The 25,471-nt window shown below is 68.6% G+C and carries 20 protein-coding genes and 1 pseudogene; 9 read left to right on the forward strand and 12 right to left on the reverse strand.

Annotated features, from left to right (window positions below):
* Position 1 precedes the first annotated feature (1 nt).
* From H0I76_RS11875 to H0I76_RS11905, 7 genes are all read right to left on the reverse strand, one after another.
* The gene (locus tag H0I76_RS11875; RefSeq protein ID WP_200610102.1) at positions 2-787 is read right to left on the reverse strand and encodes an enoyl-CoA hydratase-related protein; all 786 of its coding nucleotides are present in this window, start codon (positions 785-787) and stop codon (positions 2-4) included.
* A 61-nt stretch (positions 788-848) separates the two neighbouring features.
* Positions 849-2,954, reverse strand: a complete 2,106-nt coding sequence (locus H0I76_RS11880) for an acetate--CoA ligase family protein (protein ID WP_200610103.1) — start codon at positions 2,952-2,954, stop codon at positions 849-851.
* Positions 2,955-3,063: 109 nt separating this feature from the next.
* Positions 3,064-4,371 carry an amidohydrolase family protein gene (locus H0I76_RS11885; RefSeq protein WP_200610104.1) on the reverse strand — a complete coding sequence of 436 codons (1,308 nt, stop codon included), beginning with the start codon at positions 4,369-4,371 and terminating at the stop codon, positions 3,064-3,066.
* 124 nt (positions 4,372-4,495) lie between these two features.
* Positions 4,496-5,437, reverse strand: coding sequence for an ABC transporter permease (locus tag H0I76_RS11890; protein WP_200610105.1), 942 nt, complete (start codon positions 5,435-5,437; stop codon positions 4,496-4,498).
* Positions 5,437-6,498 carry an ABC transporter permease gene (locus H0I76_RS11895; RefSeq protein WP_200610106.1) on the reverse strand — a complete coding sequence of 354 codons (1,062 nt, stop codon included), beginning with the start codon at positions 6,496-6,498 and terminating at the stop codon, positions 5,437-5,439. Before H0I76_RS11895 ends, H0I76_RS11890 begins: the two co-directional genes overlap by 1 nt.
* Positions 6,495-8,036 carry an ABC transporter ATP-binding protein gene (locus H0I76_RS11900; protein ID WP_200610107.1) on the reverse strand — a complete coding sequence of 514 codons (1,542 nt, stop codon included), beginning with the start codon at positions 8,034-8,036 and terminating at the stop codon, positions 6,495-6,497. The genes H0I76_RS11895 and H0I76_RS11900 overlap by 4 nt, the downstream gene beginning before the upstream one ends.
* 129 nt (positions 8,037-8,165) lie before the next feature.
* Complete coding sequence (locus tag H0I76_RS11905) at positions 8,166-9,173, reverse strand: BMP family protein (protein WP_200610108.1); 1,008 nt, start codon at positions 9,171-9,173, stop codon at positions 8,166-8,168.
* Between the two features lie 419 nt (positions 9,174-9,592).
* On the opposite strand from H0I76_RS11905, the gene H0I76_RS11910 reads away from it, so the two are divergent.
* The 9 genes from H0I76_RS11910 to H0I76_RS11950 all read left to right on the forward strand — a co-directional run bounded on the left by H0I76_RS11910 (position 9,593) and on the right by H0I76_RS11950 (position 21,265).
* Positions 9,593-10,558 (forward strand): TAXI family TRAP transporter solute-binding subunit, encoded by a 966-nt coding sequence (locus H0I76_RS11910; RefSeq protein ID WP_200610109.1) that lies wholly within the window; start codon positions 9,593-9,595, stop codon positions 10,556-10,558.
* A 117-nt stretch (positions 10,559-10,675) separates the two neighbouring features.
* A complete protein-coding gene (locus H0I76_RS11915) occupies positions 10,676-13,426 on the forward strand; it encodes a TRAP transporter permease (RefSeq protein WP_200610110.1) in 2,751 nt (916 codons plus the stop codon).
* A gap of 14 nt (positions 13,427-13,440) precedes the next feature.
* Positions 13,441-13,869 carry a universal stress protein gene (locus H0I76_RS11920; RefSeq protein ID WP_200610111.1) on the forward strand — a complete coding sequence of 143 codons (429 nt, stop codon included), beginning with the start codon at positions 13,441-13,443 and terminating at the stop codon, positions 13,867-13,869.
* A gap of 84 nt (positions 13,870-13,953) precedes the next feature.
* Complete coding sequence (locus tag H0I76_RS11925; protein ID WP_200610112.1) at positions 13,954-14,928, forward strand: carbon-nitrogen hydrolase family protein; 975 nt, start codon at positions 13,954-13,956, stop codon at positions 14,926-14,928.
* A 112-nt stretch (positions 14,929-15,040) separates the two neighbouring features.
* Complete coding sequence (locus H0I76_RS11930; protein WP_200610113.1) at positions 15,041-17,782, forward strand: aminotransferase class I/II-fold pyridoxal phosphate-dependent enzyme; 2,742 nt, start codon at positions 15,041-15,043, stop codon at positions 17,780-17,782.
* A gap of 17 nt (positions 17,783-17,799) precedes the next feature.
* The gene (locus tag H0I76_RS11935; protein ID WP_200610114.1) at positions 17,800-19,251 is read left to right on the forward strand and encodes a biotin carboxylase; all 1,452 of its coding nucleotides are present in this window, start codon (positions 17,800-17,802) and stop codon (positions 19,249-19,251) included.
* Positions 19,252-19,255: 4 nt separating this feature from the next.
* Complete coding sequence (locus H0I76_RS11940; RefSeq protein WP_200610115.1) at positions 19,256-20,248, forward strand: C45 family autoproteolytic acyltransferase/hydolase; 993 nt, start codon at positions 19,256-19,258, stop codon at positions 20,246-20,248.
* 27 nt (positions 20,249-20,275) lie between these two features.
* Entirely contained in the window at positions 20,276-20,680 is a 405-nt protein-coding gene (locus tag H0I76_RS11945; RefSeq protein ID WP_200610116.1) for a VOC family protein, read from the forward strand.
* A 93-nt stretch (positions 20,681-20,773) separates the two neighbouring features.
* Positions 20,774-21,265, forward strand: a complete 492-nt coding sequence (locus H0I76_RS11950) for a RidA family protein (RefSeq protein WP_200610117.1) — start codon at positions 20,774-20,776, stop codon at positions 21,263-21,265.
* Positions 21,266-21,447: 182 nt separating this feature from the next.
* Here the strand turns inward: H0I76_RS11950 and H0I76_RS11955 are convergent, their stop codons facing one another.
* The 5 genes and pseudogenes from H0I76_RS11955 to H0I76_RS19800 form a co-directional block, all read right to left on the reverse strand.
* Positions 21,448-22,077 carry a hypothetical protein gene (locus H0I76_RS11955; RefSeq protein WP_200610118.1) on the reverse strand — a complete coding sequence of 210 codons (630 nt, stop codon included), beginning with the start codon at positions 22,075-22,077 and terminating at the stop codon, positions 21,448-21,450.
* 33 nt (positions 22,078-22,110) lie between these two features.
* Positions 22,111-23,091 (reverse strand): iron exporter MbfA, encoded by a 981-nt coding sequence (gene mbfA, locus H0I76_RS11960; RefSeq protein ID WP_200610119.1) that lies wholly within the window; start codon positions 23,089-23,091, stop codon positions 22,111-22,113.
* Positions 23,092-23,177: 86 nt separating this feature from the next.
* Entirely contained in the window at positions 23,178-23,597 is a 420-nt protein-coding gene (locus tag H0I76_RS11965; RefSeq protein WP_200610120.1) for an EVE domain-containing protein, read from the reverse strand.
* A gap of 19 nt (positions 23,598-23,616) precedes the next feature.
* Positions 23,617-25,137 (reverse strand): bifunctional aminoglycoside phosphotransferase/ATP-binding protein, encoded by a 1,521-nt coding sequence (locus H0I76_RS11970; RefSeq protein ID WP_200610121.1) that lies wholly within the window; start codon positions 25,135-25,137, stop codon positions 23,617-23,619.
* A 122-nt stretch (positions 25,138-25,259) separates the two neighbouring features.
* A pseudogene (locus H0I76_RS19800) lies at positions 25,260-25,415 on the reverse strand (YciI family protein); the annotation flags it as partial.
* Positions 25,416-25,471: the final 56 nt, after the last annotated feature.

A 25,471-nucleotide genomic window follows, 5' to 3' on the forward strand; every position in this document is an offset into this window, starting at 1 on the left:
GTCAGCGCCCCTTCCAGACCGGCGCCCGGCGCTCGCCGAAGGCGGCCATGCCCTCGGCTGCGTCTTCCGAGGCGTAGACCCCTGCGTAGACGGGCAACGCGCCCGAGCGCATCAGGCGATACCCCTCCTCGACGGTCGCCCCCTCGGTCGCGCAGACAACTTCCTTGATCGCCTGCAGCGAGAGCGGCGCCGAGGCCGCCACGCGGTCGGCGAGCTCGTGTGCCGCTTCCATCAGCTGCGGGCCCGGGACGACCTGGTTGATCAGGCCCCAGCTTGCGAGTTCGGCGCTGCCCACCCGCCGGCCCGTGAACATCATCTCCATCGCGATGGCGCGGGGAAGGCGCTTGGGCAGGCGGATCATGCCGCCGGAATCGGCCACGATGCCCAGACCCGCCTCGGGCAGGCCGAACTCGGCGTGATCGGCGGCGACAACCAGATCCGCGGCCAGGGCGAGCTCGAAGCCGCCGCCCAGCGCCATGCCGTTGACCGCCGCGATAACGGGTTTCTTGAGGCTCCAGTACTCGGTGAGGCCGGCAAACCCGCCCACCCCCTGGTCTTCGTCAGGTGCCTCGCCCGCGGCTGCGGCCTTGAGATCCCACCCGGCCGAGAAGAACCTCTCGCCGGCGCCGGTGACGATCCCGACCGAAAGGCCGTCATCCTCAGCCAGCTCACGGAACGCCTCGCCCAGCGCGCGGCTCGTGGCGGCGTCGATCGCATTCGCCTTCGGGCGGTCGAGCGTGATCTCGAGCACCCGGCCTCGACGACAGCATGTCACTGGTCCGGTCATCCACTCCCTCCCTGTCGCTTTGTTCGTTCTGCCCGGCAAACCCGGTACGGCGCAACCGCGCTCAGGCGACCTGCGCCTCGGCCCGGGCCAGCGTCATCACCGCGTCAACCGCCAGAACCCCCTCGCGCCCGACGAGGATGGGGTTGATCTCGATCTCGCCGAACATGCCGCCCCGGTCCTCGGCCAGGCGGGCAAGGGCAAGCAACGCGTCGACCAGCGCCGCGCGGTCCCCCGGCGGGCGCCCGCGCCAGCCGGCGATCCGCTGCGAGACCTTGAGCCGATCCAGCGCGCGTTCGATCTCGGTGCGCGTGGCCGGGAAAGCCAGAAGGGTCGAGTCGCCCCAGAGCTCGGCCTCGACGCCCCCGCCCGCGATCATCATCAAGGGGCCAACCACCGGATCGAGGCTGACCGAGGCCATCACCTCGGCGACCACGTCGGGCGCCATCCGCTCGACGAGGACGCGGCTGAGCGGGATCTCGGGCGCAAGCCGCGCCATGTCGGCGCGCATGCCTGCGATCGCGGCCTCGACCTCGGCCTCGTCCCGTAGGCCGAGACGGACGGCACCGGCTTCGGTCTTGTGCAGAAGGCGCGCATCCAGCGCCTTGAGCGCGACCGGGAAGCCCAGGCCCGACGCCGCGCGCGCGGCACCTTCGGGCGCCGCGACGCGCGATGCGGGGACCGGCACGCCGGCGGCCGCGATCAGGGCCTTCGCCTCTGCCTCGTCGAGGCGCGCTGCATTGGCGGGCGCAGCGGGCGCGCCGCGCTCTAGATCTTCGAGCGACCCGGCCAGCAGCTCCGTGCGGCGCTCGCGCCACGTCACGGCCGCCTTCAGCGCCGCCATGCATTCCTCGAGCCCCTGCATCGCGGCCAGCCCGTGGCTTTCGGTGTGAAGGCGCGCATGGGCCGGGAAACAATCGGCGAGCGGCGCAACCTGCATGCCGACCACCGGGCGCCCCTGGCAGGCGGCACCGATCGCATCGACCTGGGCGGCGTATTCGGTGATGTCCCACATCCCCTCGCGCGGGTAGTTCTGAAGCATCATCGCGATGTCGTAATCCTCCTCCAGCAGGGTCGAGTAGATCGCCCTCTGCCGGTCGAGATCGTTCCATGCCGCCATGGTGATGTCCTGCGGATTGCCGGGCGTGGCGATCCCCGGGAGCAGCTCGCGCAGCCTGGCCACGACCGACGGGCCGGGCTGGGGCATCTCGAAACCGGCGGCCGAGAGGTGATCGGCCAGCATGATGCCCATCATCCCCGAGGCGGCGGTCACCAGCACGCGCCGCCCCTTCGGCACCTGGCCCGAGTCGAAGAGCTTGAGCGTCTCGATGAAGGTCGATTCCGAATCCGCCGTGACGATCCCCAGCCGGTCGAACAGCGCGTCCCATGCCGCCCCCGCCCCGGTCATCGAGGCGGTGTGCGAGGCCGAGGCGCGCGAGCCCGCCGCGCTGCGTCCCAGCTTGAAGGCGACGATCGGCTTGCCCAGCCTCAGCGCCTTGACCGCCGCGCGGCGCAGCGTCGCGGTGTCGGGCAGACCCTCGAAGGTCAGGCCCACGGCACTGACGCGCGGATCGTCGAGCATGTAGTCGAGGCAGTCGGCGACGGTGGTCTTCGCCTGGTTCCCGCATCCGACCAGATGCGTGACCCTAAGACCCCGGTCCGCGAACACCACGTCGCACAGGAGCCCGCCACCCTGGCTCACGATGGCGACGCCACGCTCGGCCTTGGCCACGCCGAAATGGTCCATCATGGCGGCCATGGGATCGGCGAAATTGGCCAGACCGATCGAGTTCGGACCGAGAGCTGCCATGTCGCCCACGGCGGCAAGATAGTCCGCCTGCAGCCCCGTCCCCGCATCGCCCAGCTCGGCGAACCCTGCGGCGTTGCACACCACCGCCCGGCAGCCGCGCGTCCTGAGTGCCGCGATGGCCTCGATCGCCGCCTCGCGCCGGATGGCGATGAAGGCGAGATCCGGTGCCTCGGGCAGGTCCTCGATCGACGGCGTGCAGGGATAGCCGCCCAGGCTCTCGTGCTTGGCATTGACCACGTAGGTCGGCCCCGCGAAACCCTGATCGCGATGGTAGCGCAGCGCCGGCCGGAGGTTCGAGCCGCCGACGAAAGCGATCGAGCGGGGATTGAACAGCGGCCTCAGCGGGTGGTCGGCGGTCATTCGGCGCGGCTCCTGCGACTGGAATCTCGCGCCGAGACTAGCGCGCGGTCTGCCCGCCGACGCGCCAAAACCGGCGCCGCGGTGACGCGATTGGACAAGGCGACCCTCGTCACAACCGCGGATCGCCGCCCTCGCGCGGCGCGTAGCTCGCGGGATCGACCATGTCGGGCCGCCCATCGATCCTGAGCGCGATCACCCTTGGCATCGTCTCGGCGATGACGCGGCCCCGGCGGATGACGGCCAGGCGGACCGGCTTCATGCGGATCGCCTCGATGGTATCGGTCGCCTGCAGGAGCACCATGTCCGCATGGCACCCCGGCGCAAGCCCGTAATCCTGCAGGTGCATGATCGCGGCGGGGACGGTGGTCACAGCCTCGAAGGCCGCGCGCATTGCGTCGCGCGAGGTCAGCTGCCCGACATGGACCGCCATGGCCGCGACTTCGAGCATGTCCGCCTGGCCCAGCGAGTACCAGGGGTCCATCACGCAGTCGTGGCCGAAGCCGACCGGAATGCCCATTGCCTGCATCTCGGGCACCCGCGTCATCCCGCGGCGCTTGGGATAGCCGTCATGCCGGCCCTGCAGGCAGATGTTGATCAGCGGGTTGGCGATCGCCGACACCCCCGCCTCGGCCATCAGCGGCAGAAGCTTCGAGACGTAGTAGTTGTCCATGGAATGCATCGAGGTGAGATGCGAGCCGGCAACCCGCCCCTGCAGCCCCAGACGCTGCGTCTCGAAGGCCAGGGTCTCGATATGGCGGGACAGGGGATCGTCGCTCTCGTCGCAATGCATGTCGACCAGCAACCCGCGATCGGCCGCGATCTCGCACAGCGCGCGGACGCTGGCCGCGCCATCGGCCATGCTGCGCTCGAAATGCGGGATCCCGCCCACCACCTCGACGCCGAGATCGAGCGCTCGGGCAAGGTTCGCCTCGGCATTGGCCGAGCGGTAGTAGCCGTCCTGCGGAAAGGCCACGAGCTGCAGGTCGAGATAGGGCCGGACGCGCGCCTGCACCTCCTTCAGCGCCTCCACCGCCAGCAGCCGGTCGTCGCAGATGTCGACATGGCTGCGCACGGCGAGAAGCCCTTGGGACACCGCGAGGTCGCAGTAGCGCAACGCGCGCTCGATCACCGCCTCGTGGGTCAGCAGCGGCTTGAGCTCACCCCAGAGCGCGATGCCCTCGAGCAGCGTGCCCGAGACGTTCATCCGCGGCAAGCCGAGGGACAGCGTCGCGTCCATGTGGAAATGGCAGTCCACGAAAGGCGGCGAGACAAGCTGCCCGTCCGCGTCGATCTCGCGCGCGCCGGCGGCATCCATCCGGGGTGCGACGGCCGCGATCCGGCCATCGGCGCAGGCGATGTCCTGCCCGGTCCGGCCGTCGGGCAGCGTGGCGTTGCGAACGATCAGGTCGAAGGTCATCGCGCAGGCTCCGCATGCTGCCGGTGGGTCGGCGGCAGACTGGGGAAAATCCGCCGGTGGGGCAAGCGCCTCGGCACGGGATGGCGCATCCCGCCGTGCGCGAAGGCACCGGGGCAGGCAGGCCTCAACGCTGTCCCTTGAACCAGGGCGTGAGCATCGCGCGCGGATAGTCGGCCTTGCGCGCCACCGCCACGAGTGCCGCGATCGACAGAAGATATGGCAGCATTAGGAACACCTGGCTGGGCAGGAAGGCGCCGACCTCGGTCTGAAGCCTGACCTGGAAGGCGTCGAAGGCGCCGAACAGCAGCGCGCCAAGAAGTGCCTTGCCGGGCCGCCATGACGCGAACACGGTCAGCGCGATGCAGATCCAGCCGCGGCCATTCACCATGCCGAAGAAGAAGGCGTCGAAGGCCGACATGGTCAGGAAGGCGCCGCCCATCGCCATCAGCGCCGAGCCCGCCATCACCGCACCGATCCTGAGGCCGTAAACCGACAGGCCTTGCGCCTCGACGGACGCCGGGTTGTCGCCGACCGCGCGGATCGCGAGCCCCAGCGGCGTGCGGTAGAGCACGAAGGCGACCACGCCCACCATGGCAAAGGCCAGCAGCGTGAGCGGGGTCTGCTGGAACAGGACCGGCCCGATGAACGGAAGCTCCGAGAGCACGGGGATCTCGACAGGTCGAAACGGCTCGATCCGCGGCGGCGAAGTGACGTCCGGCAGGGCCGTGCGGTAGATGAAGTAGCTGAGGCTCGAGGCGAGCAGCGTCACCCCGATGCCCGAGACATGCTGCGAGAGCCCCAGCGGCACCGTCAGGATTGCATGCAGCAGACCGAAGAGCGCCCCCGCGCCCGCCGCGATGGCGACCCCGGTCCAGAGGTCAGCCCCGGCCCAGACCGCCATCCAGCCCGCCATCGCGCCAGCGGTGAAGATGCCCTCGATGCCGAGATTGAGCACCCCCGCCCGCTCGCAGACCAGCGCGCCGAGGACACCGAAGATCAGCGGCGTGGCGATGCGGATCGCGGCGGCCCAGAAATTCGCGGTCAGGAGGATGTCGAGGATCTCCATCACCGGCCCCTTTTCAGCCGGATGCGGAAGCGCGTGAGAAAGCCCCCCACCAGGACGCACAAGAGCGACATGGCGACCACGAGGTCGGCAAGATAGTTCGACACGCCGGTCGCGCGGCTCATCGAATCCGCGCCCACGAAGACCCCCGCGATGAAGAGCGCGGCGGCAATCACCCCAAGCGGCGAAAGACCCGCCAGCATCGCCACCACGATCCCCGCATAGCCAAAGCCGGGCGAGAGATCCGAGGTCAGGTAGCCCTTGAGCCCCGCGACCTCGCCGACCCCTGCAAGCCCCGCAAGCCCGCCCGAGATCAGCGCGACGCGGACCATGGTGGCGGTCACCGGGATTCCGGCATAGCGCGCGGCAGCCTCGTTCTCGCCCACCGCCCTGATCTCGAAGCCCCAGACGGTGCGGCGCAGCAGCACCGCGACCGCGACCGCCAGCACCAGCCCGATGACCAGCCCTGCATGCAACCGCGTGCGCGCCATCAGCTTGGGCAGGCTCGCCTCGTCGGTCACGGGCATCGACTGTGGCCAGCCCAGACCCATCGGGTCCTTCATCGGCCCTTCCAGCATCATCTGCACGAACAGCAGCACGACGAAGTTCAGCAAGAGGGTCGTGACCACCTCGTCGGCGCCGAACCGCAGCTTCAGCAGCGCCGGCCCGAGCATCAGCAGCGCGCCCGCCAGGGCACCTGCCGCCAGCACCATGGGCACCATCACGGCGGGCGGCGCGGATATTGCGCCCGAGCCGACCGCGACCGCTGCCAGCGCGCCGGCGTAGAGCTGGCCCTCGGCCCCGATGTTCCACAGCTTCGCGCGGAACGCGACGGCAGCCGCAAGGCCCGTCAGGATCAGCGGCGTCGCCCGGGTCAAAGTCTCGCTTGCCGCGAAGACCGATCCGAAGGCCCCCTTCGCCATCAGCGCATATGCCTCGAGAACATCGACGCCGGCCGCAGCGATCGGGATCGCGACCAGTGCAAGCGCGGCGAGACCCGCGCCCGCCGCGGACGCCAGCCTGAGCCAGCCGGGAACGGACTGGCGCGCTTCCAGCCGGATCATGCCGCGTCCTCGCGCCCATGGCCGGCCATCATCAGCCCGACCGTGCCGCGGTCCAGCGCCTCGGGCCGGCCGGCCTCGCGCAGCCGCCCGGCATGGATCACGACGATCCGGTCCGACAGGGTGAAAAGCTCGTCGAGATCCTCCGAGATCAGGACGATCCCCGCCCCCCGCTCGCGCGCGGCCAGCAGTCGGCGGTGCACCTCGGCCTGCGCGCCGACATCGAGGCCGCGCGTGGGCTGGTTGGCAAGGATCAGCCGCGGGTCGCGCTCGAGCACCCGCGCGAGGATCAGCTTCTGGATGTTCCCGCCCGAGAGCAGCCGCGCGGGCGCGTCCGGGCCCGGACAGCGCACGTCGTAGTCGCGGATCGCCGCCTCGGCGCGGGCGCGGATCGCGGCGAAGTCAAGCAGGCCCCAGCGCTGGAAGCCGGGGGCGCGGATATCCTCGATCGCGACGTTCTCGGCGATCGTCATCGCCCCGACCACGCCGTCGTGATGCCGGTCCTCCGGCACGCGCGCCACTCCGGCATGCACGAAGTCACGCGGATCGTGCCGGTCGAGCGCGCGCCCGTTCAGGCGCATCTCGCCGGCGTCGGGCGCCGTGAGTCCCGCAATCAACGCGGCGAGCGCCGCCTGGCCGTTGCCCGAGACCCCGGCGACGCCAACGATCTCGCGCGCCCGAACGGCCAGATCTGCCTGGTGCAGCGAGCGGCGGGCATCGGCCCCGGCCACGTCAACCGCCTCGAGTTCCAGCACCGGCGCCCCGGGGGACAACGGCGCCCGGCGCGAGCGGGGCACCTCGCGTCCCACCATCAGCTCCGCGATGGCGCGCCGGTCGGCGGCGACGGTCTCGAGCTCGCCCACGTTGCGGCCGCCGCGCAGCACCACGATGCGGTTCGAGACCGCGAGCACCTCGCCCAGCTTGTGCGAGATGAAGACCACTGCGAGCCCCTGGGCCGCGAGACGCCGCAGCACCGCGAACAGCCCCTCGGCCTCCTGCGGGGTCAGCACGGCCGTGGGCTCGTCGAGGACCAGCACGCGCACATTGCGATACAGCGCCTTGAGGATCTCGACCCGCTGGCGCTCGCCCACCGTCAGGGCGCTCACCCGCACGTCGAGGTCGACATGGAGGCCCGAGTCGCGCATCAGCCGCTCGGCCTTCTCGCGCGCCACGCGCCGGCCGCCAAATACGCGCAGGACGGGCTCGGTGCCCAGAACGATGTTCTCGAGACCCGTGAGATTCTCGGCCAGTGTGAAATGCTGGTGGACCATGCCGATGCCCGCGGCCAGGGCGGCATGCGGCGATCCGGGCTCGAGATCGCGCAACCCCGCACCCTTGGCCGCGACCCGCACCCGCCCCTCGTCCGCGGTATAGTGGCCGAACAGGATGTTCATCAGCGTGGTCTTGCCCGCGCCGTTCTCGCCCAGCAACGCGACCACTTCGCCCGGCGCCAGCGCCAGGTCGATCTCGTCGTTCGCGAGCAGCGGGCCGAAACGCTTGGTGATGCCCTCGAGGACGAGAACAGGAGCGGACGTGGTCATGGTGTCATTCTCGAAAACGAAGGTCGCGCGAAACACGATGCGGGGCGCGACGCAGCCAGGTCCCGATGCGGGCATGGGACGAAGCGCCCGGCCGGCGAGCCGGGCGCTTCGCGATAGATATTGCCCGGTTCACATCGTCGACTTCGGCTCGGCATCGTTGACGTTGACGCGGAAGAAGCCGTCGAGGATCTCCTTCTCCTTCATCTTCGCCGCCTCCAGCGCATCCGCCGGGACCAGCACGGCGTCGGCAACGAAGCTCCCGCCGCCATAGGCCATGTAGGAATACTGCCCGTAGTCGGCCGGCTCGAAGCTCCCTTCCGTGACCGCCTTGATGGCACGGTCGATGGTCGGCTCCATGTGCCACAGCGCCGAGGCGAGGATCGTCCCCTCGTAGTCGGCCGAGGTGTCGATGACATTGCCGATCGCCTTGATGCCGCGCTCCTTGGCCGCGTCCGAGACCCCGAAGCGCTCGGCGTAGAGGATGTCCGCGCCCTTGTCGATCATGGCGAAGGCGGCCTCTTTCGCCTTCGGCGGGTCGTACCAGGAGTTGATGAAGGTCACGAGGAACTTCACGTCGGGATTGACCGACAGCGCCCCCTCCATGAAGGCGTGCATCAAGCGGTTGACCTCGGGGATCGCGTAGCCGCCCACCATGCCGATCACGTTCGAGCCGGTCGTCTTGCCCGCGATCATGCCGGTCAGGTAGCTGGGCTCGTGGATCCAGTTGTCGAAGACCGAGAAATTGGGCTGTGCCGGGCCAAAGGACGATCCCATCAGGAAGGCCGTGTCCGGATACTCGGCGGCGACGTTGCGGGCGGCGCGCTCGACACCGAACACCTCGCCAACGATCAGATCCATGCCTTGCTCGGCGTATTCGCGCATGACGCGCTCGTAGTCGGTGTTGGCCGTGTTCTCGGACCAGACATAGGTGACGTCGCCGCGGCTCTCGGCCGCCTTGAGCGCCTTGTGGATGCGGCTCACCCACTGCTGCTCGACGGGAACGGTGTAGATCGCGGCCACCTTGATGGGCTTGGCCTTCTGCGCCTCGGCAGGCCCCGTGGCAAGGGGGGCTGCCAGCGCGACGGCCGCGGCCGCGAGCACGAAGCGGCGGGTGAAGCGTGCTGCTTTCCTGATCATGATTTTGCTCACATCCAGATCATTCTTGGGGTTGGCGCGCCCCGGGGCGGGCACCTTGGACGAAGGGAGCAAGCATCATGCCAGATCGATGAGGGCGGTCAATCAGGACCTCCCTTCCGTTTCGCCCCCTCAGCCGCCGCGGCGGTGCAGGCGATACCGGCGATGGAATCGGCGATGAGCGTGCCCGAACCCTGCCCGAACGGCGCGGAATGCGGACACCACAGCCCCGCATGACGCTAGGGAAAGTCCCGCTTCGAAACTGATTATGCTCGTCCCGCCAAGACGTTGACGAAACGATGACACCCGCCCACACGGCCCGCCATTCACGGCTGGACTCTGCATGGAGACTCGTGCTGTGATTAAAAAAACGTTTTTTCACAAGCACTCCGCACGAACGGTAAAAATCAGGGAGACCGTTAATGAAACACTTCAGCTTGCTCGCAGGAGCCGTCGCGCTGAGCCTTGGAGCCGCGGCTGCGAAGGCCGAAGAGAAGTTCATCACGATCGGAACGGGCGGCCAGACCGGCGTCTATTTCGTGGTCGGTCAGTCGATCTGCCGACTCGTCAATCGCGGCAGCGCCGAGCACAACCTCAAGTGCACCGCGCCCTCGACCGGCGGCTCGATCGCGAACATCAACTCGATCAAGGCGGGCGACATGGACATGGGTGTCGCCCAGTCCGACTGGCAGTTCCATGCCTATAACGGCAGCTCGAAGTTCGAAGAGACCGGGGCGTTCCCGGAACTGCGCGCCGTGTTCTCGGTCCATCCCGAGCCCTTCACGGTGATCGCGCGCAAGGACGCCAACATCAAGACCTTCGACGACCTCAAGGGCAAGCGCGTCAATGTCGGCAACCCCGGCTCGGGCCAGCTCGCGACCATGGAAGTCGTGCTCGCGGCGAAGGGCTGGACGATGGATGACTTCTCGCTCGCCTCGGAACTCAAGCCGGCCGAGCAGGCGCAGGCGCTTTGCGACAACAAGGTCGACGCCATCATCTACACGGTGGGCCACCCCAACGGCTCGATCCAGGAAGCCACGACGTCTTGCGAGTCGAACCTCGTCAGCGTCGAGGGGCCCGCGATCGAGGCGCTCGTGGCCGACAACCCGTTCTACTCCTTCGCGACCGTTCCGGGCGGCATGTACACGGGCACCGACACCGACACCACGACCTTCGGTGTGCGCGCGACCTTCGTGTCGTCGACCAACTCGGATGACGACACGGTCTATCAGGTCGTCAAGGCCGTCTTCGACAACTTCGACCGGTTCAAGAAGCTGCACCCGGCCTTCGAGAACCTGAAGGAGGAAGAGATGATCTCGGCCGGCCTCTCGGCTCCGCTCCATCCGGGCGCCGAGAAGTACTACAAGGAACGCGGCTGGATCCAGTAATCCGCGCCCAATCGCCCGCCCGGCACAGGCCGGGCGGGCGTTCCCGTTTCGATCCGTCCGGCCCGCTCGTGGCGTGACGCCCCCCGCCCCCGCGGGCCCTCCCGAAGGGCCTCAGTCATGACCAACCAGCCGAACCCCGAATCCGGACTCGACGGTCTCAGCCAGGCCGAACTCGACGAGCTGGTCGCCGCTGCCGACACCGGCGCGCGCACGCCCGGTGGTGCGGTCGGGACGCTGATCCTGCTTACCGCGCTGGCCTGGTCGCTGTTCCAGCTGTGGTTCGCCTCGCCCATCCCCTTCATGGTCAACTGGGGCGTCTTCAACGATACCGAGGCGCGGTCGATCCACCTCGCCTTCGCCATCTTCCTCGCCTTCGTCGCCTATCCCGCCGCACGCACGCCCGTGCAGCTGGTGCTGGGCGTCGGCGTGCCCGTGCTGCTCGGGTTTCTCTTCATCTTCGGCGCCGAGGGCGATCTCTCGCCTTTCGTGATCGGCGGCATCGTGGCCGCGGTCGTCGTGGCGATCCTGCTCGGCTCGCCGCGCGACCACGTGGCGCCATGGGAATGGGCGCTGGCCATCGTCGGCGCCTTCACCGCGCTTTATCTGTTCATCTTCTACCGCGAGATCTCGGACCGCGTCGGCGCGCCGATCACCCAGGACTTCGTTGCCGGCGTCGTGGGGCTGATCATCCTGCTCGAGGCGACGCGCCGGTCACTGGGCCCCGCGCTGATGATCGTGGCGACGCTGTTCCTCGCCTACACATTCCTCGGGCCGCACATGCCCTCGATCATAGCGCACAAGGGCAACTCGCTCTCCGAGGTCATCAACCACCAGTGGATCACGACCGAGGGCGTGTTCGGCATCGCGCTGGGCGTGTCGACCTCCTTCGTGTTCCTGTTCGTCCTGTTCGGCTCGCTGCTCGACAAGGCCGGCGCGGGCAACTACTTCATCCAGGTCGCCTTCTCGCTGATGGGCCACCTGCGCGGCGGCCCGGCAAAGGCGGCGGTCGTCTCCTCGGCGATGACCGGGCTCATCTCGGGCTCCTCGATCGCCAACGTGGTGACGACCGGGACCTTCACCATCCCGCTGATGAAGAAGGTCGGCTTCTCGTCCGAGAAGGCCGGCGCCGTCGAGGTCGCCTCGTCGGTCAACGGCCAGATCATGCCGCCCGTCATGGGCGCCGCCGCCTTCCTGATGGTCGAATATGTCGGCATCCCCTATTTCGAGGTCGTCAAGCACGCCTTCCTGCCGGCCGTGATTTCCTACATCGCGCTGGTCTACATCGTGCATCTCGAGGCCATGAAGGCAGGAATGCAGGGCATGGAGCGCGCCTACACGCCCAAGCCCATCGTGCAGAGGCTGATCGGAACGGCCTTCGGCGTCGCCGTGATCTGCGCGCTGTCCTTCGGGGTGTACTACGCCATGGGCTGGATCCGTCCCACCTTCGGCGCCTCGGCGGGCTACGTGGTGTTTGGCTTCCTGACGGCGGTCTATCTCGGCCTGCTGTGGCTCTCGACCCGGCACCCGACGCCCGAGATGTCGGACCTCGACAAGCCGGGCGCCAAGCTGCCGCTGCCCGGACCGACGGTGAAGTCGGGCCTTCATTTCATCCTTCCCGTCGTCGTGCTGGTCTGGGCGCTGATGGTCGACCGGCTCTCGCCCGGCCTCTCGGCGTTCTGGGCCTCGGCGTTCATGATCTTCATTCTGGTCACCCAGCGGCCGATCGCGGCGCTCATGATGGGCCGGGGCAGTGCCCTCGCGGGCGAGATCGCGGGCGGCGTCAAGGACCTGGTCGACGGCCTCGTGGCCGGCGCGCGCAACATGATCGGCATCGGCATCGCCACGGCGACCGCCGGCATCATCGTGGGCTCGGTCAGCCAGACGGGCGTGGGCTCGGCGTTGGCCGACGTGGTCGAGGTGCTGTCGGGCGGAAACATCATGGCGATCCTGTTCCTGACCGCCATCCTCAGCCTGATCCTCGGCATGGGCCTGCCGACGACGGCGAACTACATCGTGGTCTCGGCGCTGCTGGCGCCCGTGATCGTGACGCTCGGCCAGCAGAACGGGCTGATCGTGCCGCTGATCGCCGTCCACCTCTTCGTCTTCTATTTCGGTATCATGGCGGATGTGACTCCGCCGGTCGGCCTCGCCTCGTTCGCCGCGGCGGCGGTGTCGGGTGGCGATCCGATCAAGACGGGCGTGGTCGCCTTCTTCTATTCGCTGCGGACGGCGGCGCTGCCCTTCCTGTTCATCTTCAACACAGAGCTTCTGCTGATCAACGTGGACCTTGCGCACGGCATCTTCGTCTTCGTGGTCGCGACGGTGGCGATGCTTCTGTTCGCGGCCGCGACGCAAGGCTGGTTCATCACGCGCAACAAGATCTGGGAGTCCGTGCTGCTCCTGCTCATCGCTTTCACCCTGTTCAGGCCGGGCTTCTGGATGGACATGGTCTCGCCGCCCTACATCGAAAGGGCGCCGTCCGAGATCGTGGCCGCGGCCGAGAACACACCACCGAACGAGAAGCTGAGGCTGCGCGTGGCAGGTCTCAACGATCTCGGCGACCCCATCGAGTTCGTGGCCCTGCTGCCCATCGGCAACGAGCCCACGGGCGCCGAGCGGCTCGAAGCCGCGGGGATCGTGCTGGCCGAGCGCGACGGCAAGACCGTGATCGATGACGTGGCGTTCGGCAGCGCCGCCGCCGAGGCGGGACTCGACTGGGATCAGGAGATCCTGCGCGTGCTGCGGCCGGCCGACCAGCCCAGCAAGTACCTGATGTACATCCCGGCGCTGCTGGTGCTCGGCGGGCTGGTGATGCTGCAGCGCCGGCGGGCCGCGAACGGCGCCGCCGCACGCGCCGCGACCGTCTGAGGGGAGGCCGACCGATGCCCGACATCCTGATCGCCATCGATCTCAACCACGACGCCTCGTGGCAGCACGCGTTGCCCGAGGCGGTCGCGCAGGCCCGCTCCAAGGGCGCGACCCTGCATCTCGCGGCGATCGTCCCCGATTTCGGCATGACGATGATCCAGGACTACTTCCCCGCCGGCTTCGAGAAGGAGGCCCTCACCCGCGCCTTTGCCGCGGTATCCGAGTTCGCGACGACCCACGTCCCCGACGACGTGAAATGGAAGGCGCATGTCGGCCATGGCGACATCGATCGCGAGATCCTGCGCCTGACCGAGGAAATCGGGGCCTCGCTGATCGTGATGGCCTCGCACCCGCCCTCCGAGCTCAGATCTTTCCTGGTCGGCAGCCATGCCGACCGGATCGTGCACCGCGCGCCGGTTTCCGTCCTCGTGGTGCGAGGCTGAATTATAGGGAGGTGGCTTGTTGCAGCGCGGCAAGGTGGAGTAGATGGTGGCCCGAGAAAGTACAGCTTCGGAGGCACCCGCCCCATGACCCCCTTCGCCATCGCCGGCGTGCAGATGCATGTCGCAGCCGCTCACGACAACGTGGAAGGCATGCGCCACCGCCTCGACATCCTGATGGCGCGCTTCCCCTGGACGCAAATGGTGCTCTTCTCCGAGCTCGCGCCCTTCGGACCGCTGCCGCGCTTTTCCCAGCCTTTCCCGAACCAGGTGATCGACCAGTTCTGTGCCGATGCGCGCCGTCACGGCGTGTGGCTGATCCCCGGCTCGATGTTCGAGAAGACCTCGGACGGGCGCATCTACAACACCTCGGTCGTGATCAACCCCGAGGGCGAAGTGGTCGCCAAGTACCGCAAGATGTTTCCGTTCCGGCCCTACGAGACCGAGGTCGAGGCGGGCACCGAGTTCTGCATCTTCGATGTCCCCGAGGTCGGCCGATTCGGTCTGTCGATCTGCTACGACATCTGGTTCCCGGAAACGACGCGCCAGCTCACCAGCCAGGGTGTCGAGGTGTTGCTCCACCCGGTGCTCACGGGCACCACGGACCGCGACGCCGAACTCGCGATCGCGCGCGCCACTGCGGCGCAATTCCAGGTCTACGTCTTCGATGTGAACGGCCTGGGTGCGGGCGGCGTCGGCCGCTCGCTGGTCGTCGACCCCTCGGCCACCGTCCTGCACCAGTCGGCTGGCCAGGAGGACATGTTCCCGATCGAGATCGACCTCGACCTGGTTCGCCGCCAGCGCGAAACCGGGATGCGCGGCCTGGGGCAGGTGCTCAAGAGCTTCCGCGACCGCGAGGCCGATTTCACCGTCTACGACCGCGCAAGCGGCACGGACGCCTATCTGCAGGGTCTCGGGCCGCTCGAGATGCCGGGCAAGGGCACGCGCGCGGGACTTCACCGCGCCGATCCCCGCCCTGCGCCGAGCGTCTCGCGGACCGACTTCGACACTGCCGGCTCGGCTTCGCAGCCGATACCGGTTGGACGCATCGCCTCGGGCTGAGCCGAGACTTCCCGGGCCGCGCACACCGCGCGGCCCGGCGCAGGCTCCTCCCGGGCGCAAACGCCGTAGGCGCGGAACATACCGCGCCCGGCCGGCACGGGAGGGCCGACCCATGACCGCGATAAGTGACTATTACAGCGCGGTGCAGCTTCGCGTCGATCGCTGGAGCGCGCTCAGGCAGCTCACCGGCGAGCTCGCCCGCAACGGCCGCAACGCCCGGGGATCGGCCGGCCTGATCAAGAAGATCGCCACCGTCTTCGACCAGCTCGCGCCGATCGAGACCTACTGGGCCTTTCCGGGCTCCGCCGCCTTCGACTTCATGCGGCGCCAGTTCGAGCATGGCAACGACGACGACCTCGCCTTCTCGGTGCGGCGGGTGGCGCGCGCACTGACCTCGGGGGCATATCGCAGGCGCCGGATCACGCTGGCGCGCGAGGATGCCGACGTCGAGGAGGTCGATGACGAGCAGACGCAGCCGATCGAGGCCCGCGCGCTTTCGCGCCCCTATTTCGAGGTCCTGCTGGTCGACGACCTGACCGAGGCGCAGGAGCGCTTCCTGCGCCACAGCCTCGAACGGATGCGCCGGGTCGAGGACGCCTTCATCTACGAATCCGTGGTGGTTCCGAGCCTCGAGGACGCGCTGATCGCGATCCTGTTCAACCACAACATCCAGGCCGTGGTGGTGCGCCCGGGTCTCACGCTCAAGTCCGAGAACACGCTGCAGATCCTTACCCGTTATCTCAGCCGCGTGGGCGAGGAGGACGTCGAGGGTCTCACGCCCGAGGATTACGGCCCGGAACTGTGCCGCCTCATCGCCAAGGTGCGCCCCGAGCTCGATGCCTACCTCGTGACCGACCGCTCGGTTGAAGAGATCGCTGGGCGCGATCTGGGCGGCTGCCGGCGGGTCTTCTACAATCAGGAGGACTTCCTCGAACTCCACCTCAACATCCTTCGCGGCATCAACGCGCGCTACAAGACGCCGTTCTTCACCGCGCTAAAGGAGTACTCGAAGCAGCCGACCGGCGTGTTCCACGCCATGCCGATCAGCCGCGGCAAGTCGATCAGCCGGTCGCACTGGATCCAGGACATGGGCGCCTTCTATGGCGCAAACATCTTCCTCGCGGAAACCTCGGCCACGTCGGGCGGCCTCGACAGCCTGCTCGAGCCGCACGGGCCGATCAAGGAGGCGCAGGAGAAGGCCGCGCGCGCCTTCGGCTCGAAGCAGACCTTCTTTGCGACCAACGGCACCTCGACCTGCAACAAGATCGTGGTGCAGGCGCTGGTCAGGCCGGGCGACATCGTGCTGGTCGACCGCGACTGCCACAAGTCGCACCATTACGGCATGGTGCTGGCGGGGGCCGAGGTGGTCTATCTCGACAGCTATCCGCTCAATGAATACTCGATGTACGGGGCGGTGCCGCTGCGCGAGATCAAGCACATGCTGCTCACGCTCAAGGCGGCCGGCAAGCTCGACCGGGTGCGGATGCTGCTGCTCACGAACTGCACCTTCGACGGCATCGTCTACAATGTCGAGCGGGTGATGGAGGAATGCCTCGCCATCAAGCCCGACCTCGTCTTCCTCTGGGACGAGGCCTGGTTCGCCTTCGCCCGCTTCGGCCCGACCTATCGCCAGCGCACCGGGATGAATGCCGCGAACGTGCTGCGCGAGCGCCTGCGCAGCCCCGAGCACCGGGCGGCATGGGAGAAGCAGCAGGCCAAGCTCGAGAACGCCGACGAGGCGACCCTGCTCAAGACCCGCCTGATCCCCTCGCCGGATGCGCGCGTGCGCGTCTACACCACGCAGTCGACGCACAAGACCCTGACGTCGCTCAGGCAGGGGTCGATGATCCACGTCAACGACCAGGACTTCAAAGGCGAGGTCGAGCAGTCGTTCCACGAAGCCTACATGACCCACACCTCGACCTCGCCGAACTACCAGATCATCGCCTCGCTCGACGTGGGCCGCAGGCAGGTCGAACTGGAAGGCTTCGAGTTCGTCCAGCGCCAGGTCGAGGCGGCGATGTCGATGCGGCGCGCGATCGCCACCCATCCGCTGCTGCAGAAATACTTCAAGGTGCTCACCGCAGGCGACATGATCCCCGACCGCTACCGCGAGAGCGGGATCACCTCCTATTACGACCCCGACCAGGGCTGGCACGACATCTGGGAATGCTGGGGGCGCGACGAGTTCGTCCTCGACGCCACGCGCGTGACCCTCGCGGTCGGCGGCACCGGCTGGGACGGCGACACCTTCAAGACCCAGATCCTGATGGACCGCTTCGGCATCCAGATCAACAAGACCTCGCGCAACACGGTGCTGTTCATGACGAACATCGGCACCACCCGCTCGTCGGTCGCCTACCTGATCGAGGTCCTGGTCGAGATCGCGCGCGAGCTTGACGACCGGCTTGACGACGCCTCGCGCATGGAGCGGCGAAGCTTCGAGAACCGCGTCAACAGCCTCACGGTCGAGCTTCCGCCCCTGCCCGACTTCAGCCGCTTCCATGACGCTTTCCGCGCCGGCGACGGCACGGGAACCCCCGAGGGCGACATGCGATCGGCCTTCTTCCTCGCCTATGACGAGGCCAATTGCGACTATCTCGACCTGCAGGGCTCTCTCATGGACGAGGTGAAGCGGCGCGAGGTCGTCTCGGCAAGCTTTATCATCCCCTACCCGCCCGGCTTTCCGATCCTGGTTCCGGGACAGGTCATCAGCGAGGAGATTCTCGCCTTCATGCGTGCGCTCGACGTGAACGAGATCCACGGCTACCGCCCGGATCTGGGACTGCGCGTCTTCACCGAAGAAGCGCTGGCCCATCATGCCGCCAAGGCTCTGCCGCGTGCGGCGGAATGAACGACAGGGAGAACAACATGTCCAAGAAGACACTCAAGAACATCTCCGAGATCCGCCGCTACTTCCACCGCAACGAGGAGCCGATCTATTTCGTCTCGGCAACCAACTTCAACCTTCTCGGGCTCGACGAGTGGGTCAAGAACTTCAAGTATATCAACTACCTGGACTGCTATGACGGCCGGCACCCCAACGTCTTCGTGCCGCCCGAGATGCCGCATGACGAGTTCCAGTCGATCGAGGACATCAACAACTACCTGCTGTGCCACAAGCAGGTGATCGACTACATCAAGCGCCGCGGCGGCAAGCCGAAATTCGTCTTCCTGATGTTCGACAAGGAGACCGAGAAGCTCGCCAAGGAGCTTGGCGCGCAGGTCTGGTTCCCCAAGGCCAAGCTGCGCGAGAAATGCGACAACAAGATCGAGACCGTGCGCATCGGCAACAAGGCGGGCGTGCCCTCGGTGCCGAACACCCTCTCCGAGGTCAAGGACTACGCGCACCTGCAGAAGGTCTGCGAGAAATCGGGCCTGGGCGACGACCTCGTGCTGCAATCCGCCTTCGGCGATTCCGGCCACACCACCTTCTTCATCAAGTCCGAGGCCGATTTCCGCCGCCACGAGCACGAGATCGTGGGCCAGGGCGAGATCAAGATCATGAAGCGCATCGACTGCCGCGGCTCGGCGATCGAGGCCTGCGCGACCAAGCAGGGCACCATCGTGGGCCCGCTGATGACCGAGCTCGTCGGCTTCAAGGAACTGACCCCCTATCGCGGCGGCTGGTGCGGAAACGAGATCTTCCCGACCGCCTTCGCGCCAAAAGTCCGCCAGCAGGCGCGCGAACTGACCTTCAAGTTCGGCGAACAGCTCAAGAAGGAAGGCTATCGCGGCTATTTCGAGCTCGACTTCCTGATCGACAAGAAGACCGGCGATCTGTGGCTGGGCGAGCTCAACCCGCGCATCACGGGCGCGAGCTCGATGACCAACCACGCGGCCTTCGCCCATGCCGACGCGCCGCTTTTCCTCTTCCACCTGCTCGAGTTCTCGGGCAAGGACTTCGAGCTCGACGTCGAGGAGCTCAACGCCCGCTGGGCCGACCCCGACATGATCGACTCGTGGTCGCAGATGGTCATCAAGCATACCGACGACAGCGTCGACATCTTGACCGGCGCGCCCGAGAGCGGCATCTACCGCATGCTGGATGACGGGCGGGTGGTGTTCGACCGGTTCGACTACCACCGCCGTGCCGTCGAGTCGGAGAGCGAGGCGTTCTTCCTGCGCATCCTCAAGCCCGGCGACTACCGCTACGAGGGCGCGGATCTGGGCATCCTGGTAACCCGAGGGCGGTCGATGACCAACAGCTTCAAGCTGACCGACCGGGCAAAGAAGTGGATCCATGGAATCAAGCAAAGCTTCTCGGCTCGTCCGCTTCCCTCGGCCGCGGCGCTCACGGACCCGGCCTTCAAGATCCTCTGAGGCGATGGAACTCCTCTTCCGAGCCATCGACGACGGGAGGACACGCGACGGTGGCCCCGGCGACGCCTGGGCCACGCAGTTTGGCGCGCTCTGGCCGGCCTATCGCGACTGGTGGGTGCGCGAGGGGCTGAAGGCCCGGCCGACCTATCTTTCCAGCCGCCGCGCGATCGCGACCCACATGCCCGAGATCCTCGGCCTCTATGACGAGATGGCCGAGCGTGCCGGCGGCGGCGACAGCGAGGCGCGCTTTCTCAGCTTCTGGTGCCCGCCGCCCTATCTCTCGGGCTGCAGCCAGGCGATCTGGCCGGGGCCCGAGCCGATCCTGGTGCGCAACTACGATTACAGCCCGCGCGCCTTCGACGCCGTGGTGTTGCGCACCGAGTGGCAGGGGCGGGGCGTGATCGGCACCTCGGACGGGATGTTCGGGCTGGTGGACGGGATGAACGACGCGGGCCTTGCGGTCTCGCTCACCTTCGGCGGGCGGCGCGTGGTCGGCGAGGGCTTCGGCGTGCCGCTGATCCTGCGCTACCTGCTGCAGACCTGCGAGACGACCGAGGAGGCGGCGGCGGCGCTGTCGCGGCTGCCCACGCATATGAGCTACAACGTCACCGTGGTCGATGCCGCCCGGCGCTACGTCACCGCCTTCCTCGCGCCCGACCGAAGCACCACCATCACCCACGCCGCGGTGGCGACCAATCACCAGGAACGGGTCGAGTGGTCGAGCCACGCCCGCTTCACCGCGACGGTCGAGCGCGAGCGCTTCCTGCTTCACCGCCTCACCCTGCATGTCGAGCCCGACGACAAGTTCATCGGCGCCTTCCTCAAGCCGCCGCTCTACTCGATCGCCTATGGCGCGGGGTTCGGCACGCTCTACACAGCGGTCTACCGCGTCGCCGAGCGCATGATGGAACTGCACTGGCCCGGCGCGGTCTGGCGCCTGCCGCTGGATGGGCCGATCGGGGGCGCGCGCGCCGTGGCCTATCCCGAGGCCGCCTGAGCGCCATTCCGCAGGGAGGGTTCGCCCATGCCCGCACGCATCCTCGAGACCGCGATCTACGCCGACAACCTGGCCGAGACGGCGGCCTTCTACGAGGAGGTCCTTGGCCTCGAGCGCTTCGCCGGCGTCGAGGGCCGGCATGTCTTCTTCCGGGTCGAGGGCGGCGTCTTCCTGATCTTCCGCCCCGCCGCGACGCGCGTGCCCCCCACCGCCGGGGCGCTGCCCGTCCCGCCGCACGGGCCCGAGGGGCAGGGTCATGTCTGCTTCGCGGCGAGCGCGGCCGAGATCGAGCGCTGGCGCGCGCGGCTGGACGCGGCCGGCGTCGCGATCGAGAGCGATTTCGAGTGGCCGCAGGGCGGGCGCTCGATCTATTTCCGCGATCCCGCGGGCAACTCGGTCGAGTTCGCCGAGCCGCGGATCTGGGGGCTCTAGCCGCCCCCGCGGCGGGCTGTCGGAATTGTGATTGCGCCGCGCGGCCGGTCGGGGCAATCAGGGCCCGCATCCACAGCAAGGGAGACCGAGGACATGACGGGCAAGATCGAATCGCGGCTGGCCGAGATGGGCCTGAGCCTTCCCACGCCGGCCAAGCCGGTGGCCTCCTACGTGCCCTTCGTGCAGTCGGGGAACCTGCTCTTCGTCTCGGGCCAGCTGCCCTTCGGGCTCGATCCGCTGCCGACCGGCACGCTGACCGCGGCCGACCATGCCGACGGCGCGCCGGCGGCGGGCTCGCGCCTCGCGGCGGCCCAGGCGGCAGCGCGGCAGTGCGCGCTCAACCTTATCGCCCAGGCCAAGGCCGCGACCGGCGATCTCGACCGGATCACGCGCGTGGTCAAGCTGGGCGGCTTCGTCAACAGCGACGCCAGCTTCACCCAGCAGCCGGTGGTCGTGAACGGCGCCTCGGACCTGATGCAGCAGGTCTTCGGCGCGGCGGGCGAGCATGCCCGCGCGGCGGTGGGCTCGTCCTCGCTGCCGATGGGCGTGATGGTCGAGATCGAGGCCGTGTTCGAGATCGCCTGACCCGGCCCGCACCCGGCATAGCGGGGCCCCGGCCAAGGGCTTGGGGCCGCGCATCGGCGCGGCAGCCGTGTATCCCAGAGGGACTTTCACGCGTGAAAGCGAAATCAACCAATTGATTTCACTAAGTAATCTTAAAAATCACACGTGAGCGGACGCGCCGACCCACGCCGCAGCGTCGGTGCTCAGCGCGACGCCGCCTCGCCGCCGAAATAGCTCTCGGCCGGCAGGAACTTCGCCAGCCGCGCGGCATCGGCCCAGGCCCGCTCCGAGCCGCGGGTGCCGATCATCACCACCGCGTCCGAAGGCAGGCTGAGCGGATCGAGCACCGCGCGGATCGCGGCCCGCCCCGCGGGCAGCGGCGCAGGCGGCAGCGGCGCGCGCCCCGCCGCAGCGAAATCGATCCGCGGCCCGGCGCTCAGCGCCCGGCGCAGCACCTCGGGATCGTCACCGGGCTCGGCCAGCAGGAGCCGGTCGCAGCGCGCGAGGCCGCGCAGCTTGTCGACCGTTGGCCCGGGCAGCTCGAGCGTCTGCGCGAGCCGAAGCCCCAGCGCGTCGCAGGTGAACAAAAAGCCCACGATGTCGCGGCCCGAGCCCAGGAGGACCGAAGCATAGGCGGGATAGGCCAGTCCCAGCTCCTTCGCCCGCGCGACCCGCCGGCGGATGATCTCGAGCGGCAGCTTGGGCAGCAACTCGCGGCGCGCCACCGTCCAGGCGTGACGGCGGAACGAGCGCCCCGGCTCGATCGGCGGGCCCTGGTTGTGGCCGATGCCGGCAAGCTGCTCGCCCCGGAAGCTGGAAAATGGTGACCGCATCCCCGTCCTCGCCCGTGCCTTTGCCCATGCCCGCTAGGCGCTGCCGATCAGTATGCCCGCGGCGAAGACCAGCGCACCACCGAGCACGACCTGGAATGTCGCGCGCAGGAACGGCGTCTCCATGTAGCGGTTCTGGATCCAGACGATGGCCCAGAGCTCGAAGACCACGATGATCATGGCGATGATCGTGGCCGTCCAGAAGTCGGGGATCAGGTAGGGCAGCGCGTGACCGAGCCCGCCCACCGTCGTCATGATCCCGCAGGCGAGGCCGCGCTTGATCGGCGAGCCGCGGCCCGAGATCTGGCCGTCGTCCGAGATCGCCTCGGTGAAGCCCATCGAGATGCCGGCACCGACCGAGGCCGCGAGGCCCACGAGGAAAGTCGCATGCGTGTCCATCGTCGCGAAGGCTGCCGCAAAGATCGGTGCGAGCGTCGAGACCGAGCCGTCCATCAGCCCGGCAAGGCCCGGCTGGACATAGGTGAGAACGAACTGGCGATGCGCCGCGCGGCTTTCCTCCTCGGCGACGTCCTCGGGGACGTGGCGCTCCTCGAGGCGGGCCGCAGTCTTCTGGTGGGCCGCCTCGGCGGCGGCGAGGTCGCCCAGGAGCTTGCGCGTCTCGGCGTCGGTCGCCTGCTTGGCCGCGGCGAGGTAGAAGTCGTGGGCCTCGCGCTCCATGGCCGCGGCTTCCTCGCGCATCCGCTCGACGCCAAGGTTCTCGACCAGCCAGACGGGGCGGCGCGTGTAGAAGCCCGAGATATGCTCGCGCCGCAGCGGCGGGATCACCTCGCCGAAACGCTTGCGGTAGACCTCGATCAGGCGGCGGCGATGGCCGTCCTCCTCCTTCGCCATCTCGTCGAACATGGCCGCGCTGCCGGGGAACTCGTCGCTGAGGCGGGCGGCATAGGTGCGGTAGATGCGCGCGTCGTCCTCCTCGGCCGAGATCGCGAGGGCGAGGATCTCGCGCTCGCCAAGGTCCTTGAAGCGGCGGCGGTTCCTGAACTGGCCGAGAATCATGGGTGACCGATCACTAACTTTAGAAACGTTCTAAGTTAGCATCTGCGTCTCGCGGCGCCGGCGCAAGCCCGGCGATGTCGCAGGCCTCAGCCCACGTAGCCGCCCATGGCGCACAGAAGCCGCCATTCCTCGTCCGAGACCGGCACGACCGAGAGGCGCGACTGGCGCACCAGCGCGAAGTCTTCAAGGCGCGGCTCGGCCTTGATCTCGGCCAGCGTCACCGGCCGGGGCATCGGCGCCACCGCCTTGATATCCACGCATTCCCAGCGCGGGTCGTCGGTGGTGGTGTCGGGATGGGCCTCGGCGCAGACCTCGACGATACCGACGATCCGCTTCTCGTCGACCGAGTGGTAGAAGAAGCCCCGGTCGCCGATCTTCATCGCCTTCATGTTGTTGCGCGCCTGGTAGTTGCGCACGCCGTCCCACTGCTCGCCGGCCTCGCCTTTCGCGACCTGGTCATCCCAGCCCCAGGTGCCGGGTTCGGATTTGAAGAGCCAGTAGGCCATGCGTCACTCCCTGTTGTGGTCAGATCCCGGATATGGCGGAAAGCGCCGCCTCGGCAACCCGCGCGGCACCGGCATCGGCGCGAAGGCGCGTCCAGCGGATGGTGCCGAGGTCGTAGCCCGCCTGCTTGGCCACCACCCGCGCATCGGCGTCCGAGACATCGCCCGCCCGCGCCTCGACCCGGGCGGCCAGGGTCTCGGGCGGCGCGTCGAGCCAGAGCCCGGTGAAGTCCGCGCCGGCCTGGGCCGCGAGCTCCGCCGCGGCGTCGCGCTCGCCCTCGCGCAGGTGGGCGGCGTCGAGGATCACCGTGGCGCCGCCGGCCAGCGCCATGCGCGCGCGGCGGGCCATGGTCTCGTAGACGGCGATCGATGCCTCGGGAGTATAGGCCCCGGATGGCAGGCGCTCGCTCTCGGGCGCGCCCCACAGTGCCTTGCGGATCGCGTCGGTGCGCAGGATCACGGCGTCGAGCGAAGGCGCGAGCGCGCGCGCCAGCGTCGACTTGCCCGAACCCGAGAGCCCACCCACGGCGATCAGCCGCGCCCGCCGCGGGGCGTCAAGATAGCCATGCGCCAGCGCGAGGTAGCCGCGCGCCTCCTCGGCAGCGCCGGCGTCGCCGCAGGTCTGGGCGGTGAGCCCCGCCACCTTGGCGCGGATCGCGGCGCGGCAGGCGCGGTAGAGCGGCAGGAGGCCGAGCCCGTCATAAGCCGTCGCCTCGCCCCCGGCATCGGCCGCCATCCGCTCGGCCCAGGCGTTGAGGGTGACGCTGGCAAGCGCGCTCAGTCCGCGATGGTCGAGATCCATCAGCAGGAAGGCGAGGTCGTAGAGCGGGTCGATATCGGTCAGCTCGTCGTTGAAATCGATGCAGTCGAAGGGCGCGGGGCGGCCCTGCCAGAGCACGATGTTGCGCAGGTGCAGGTCACCATGGCAGCGCCGCGCCGGACGCGCCGCGGCCAGCGGTGCGAGGCGCCGGCCATGCTCGCGCAACAGCGCCGCGACGGGTGCGGCCTCGGCGCCCAGCAGCGGCGCGAGGCGGTCGATGGCGCTGACCTCGGCCAGCGCGAGGTCGGGCAGAGGGCGCAGGCAGGGGCGCGGCTGCGCGCCGCGGTGCATCTCGGCCACGGCCTGACCGGTGGCGCGCATCATCGCCGCGTCAAGCCGGCCCTCGGCCGCCATGCGGTCGAAGAGGCAGGCCGCCTCGAAGCGGCGCATCACCACCACCGGCTCGGCATCCGCGGGCGCGGGAGGGGCGATCAGCTGCGGCGGCGTGCCGTCCGCGATCCCGGCGAGGCCAAGATAGAGGCCCGGCGCCGAGCGCGCGTTCTCGGCGATTTCGCGCTCGGCCGAGGCGCGGCGCCGGGCGCGGGTCGAGTAATCGAGAAACCCGTAATCGACCGGGCGGCGCAGCTTGAAGGCGCGATCCCCGGCCAGGAAGACAGCGGCGGTATGGGTATCGATCCGCGCGACCGAGGCGCCGTCATGGGTGGCGGGGTCGGCGAGCAGGGCGGTGAACCGCGCGAAATCGTCCTCGCCCCGCCAGCCCATGGGGTCAGCCGACCACGCGCTTCCAGGGGCGGATCTCGACCGACTGGAAAAGCCCCGCCTGGGCAGGGGTCGGCCGCGCACCAGGCCTCGACCGTTGCCATATCGGGCGCCTCGCAGATCAGCAGCGAGCCGCACATCTCGCCTGCCGGGTCCAGGAACGGCCCGGCCTGCTGGATCGCCCCGTCGGCGCCCGCGATATGCGCAAGATGCGCGTCACGATTGGCCTTGCGGACCTCGAGATGCCCGGGCTTGTCGATGCAGATGATGGCGTAGAGCATGGTCGTCCTCCCTCGCGCGCCGGGCCTCTCATTGCGCGATCGCGCGCGCGCCCGCA

Origin of the sequence: Thermohalobaculum xanthum (assembly GCF_016623495.1) — a bacterium.
Lineage (GTDB): Bacteria > Pseudomonadota > Alphaproteobacteria > Rhodobacterales > Rhodobacteraceae > Thermohalobaculum > Thermohalobaculum xanthum.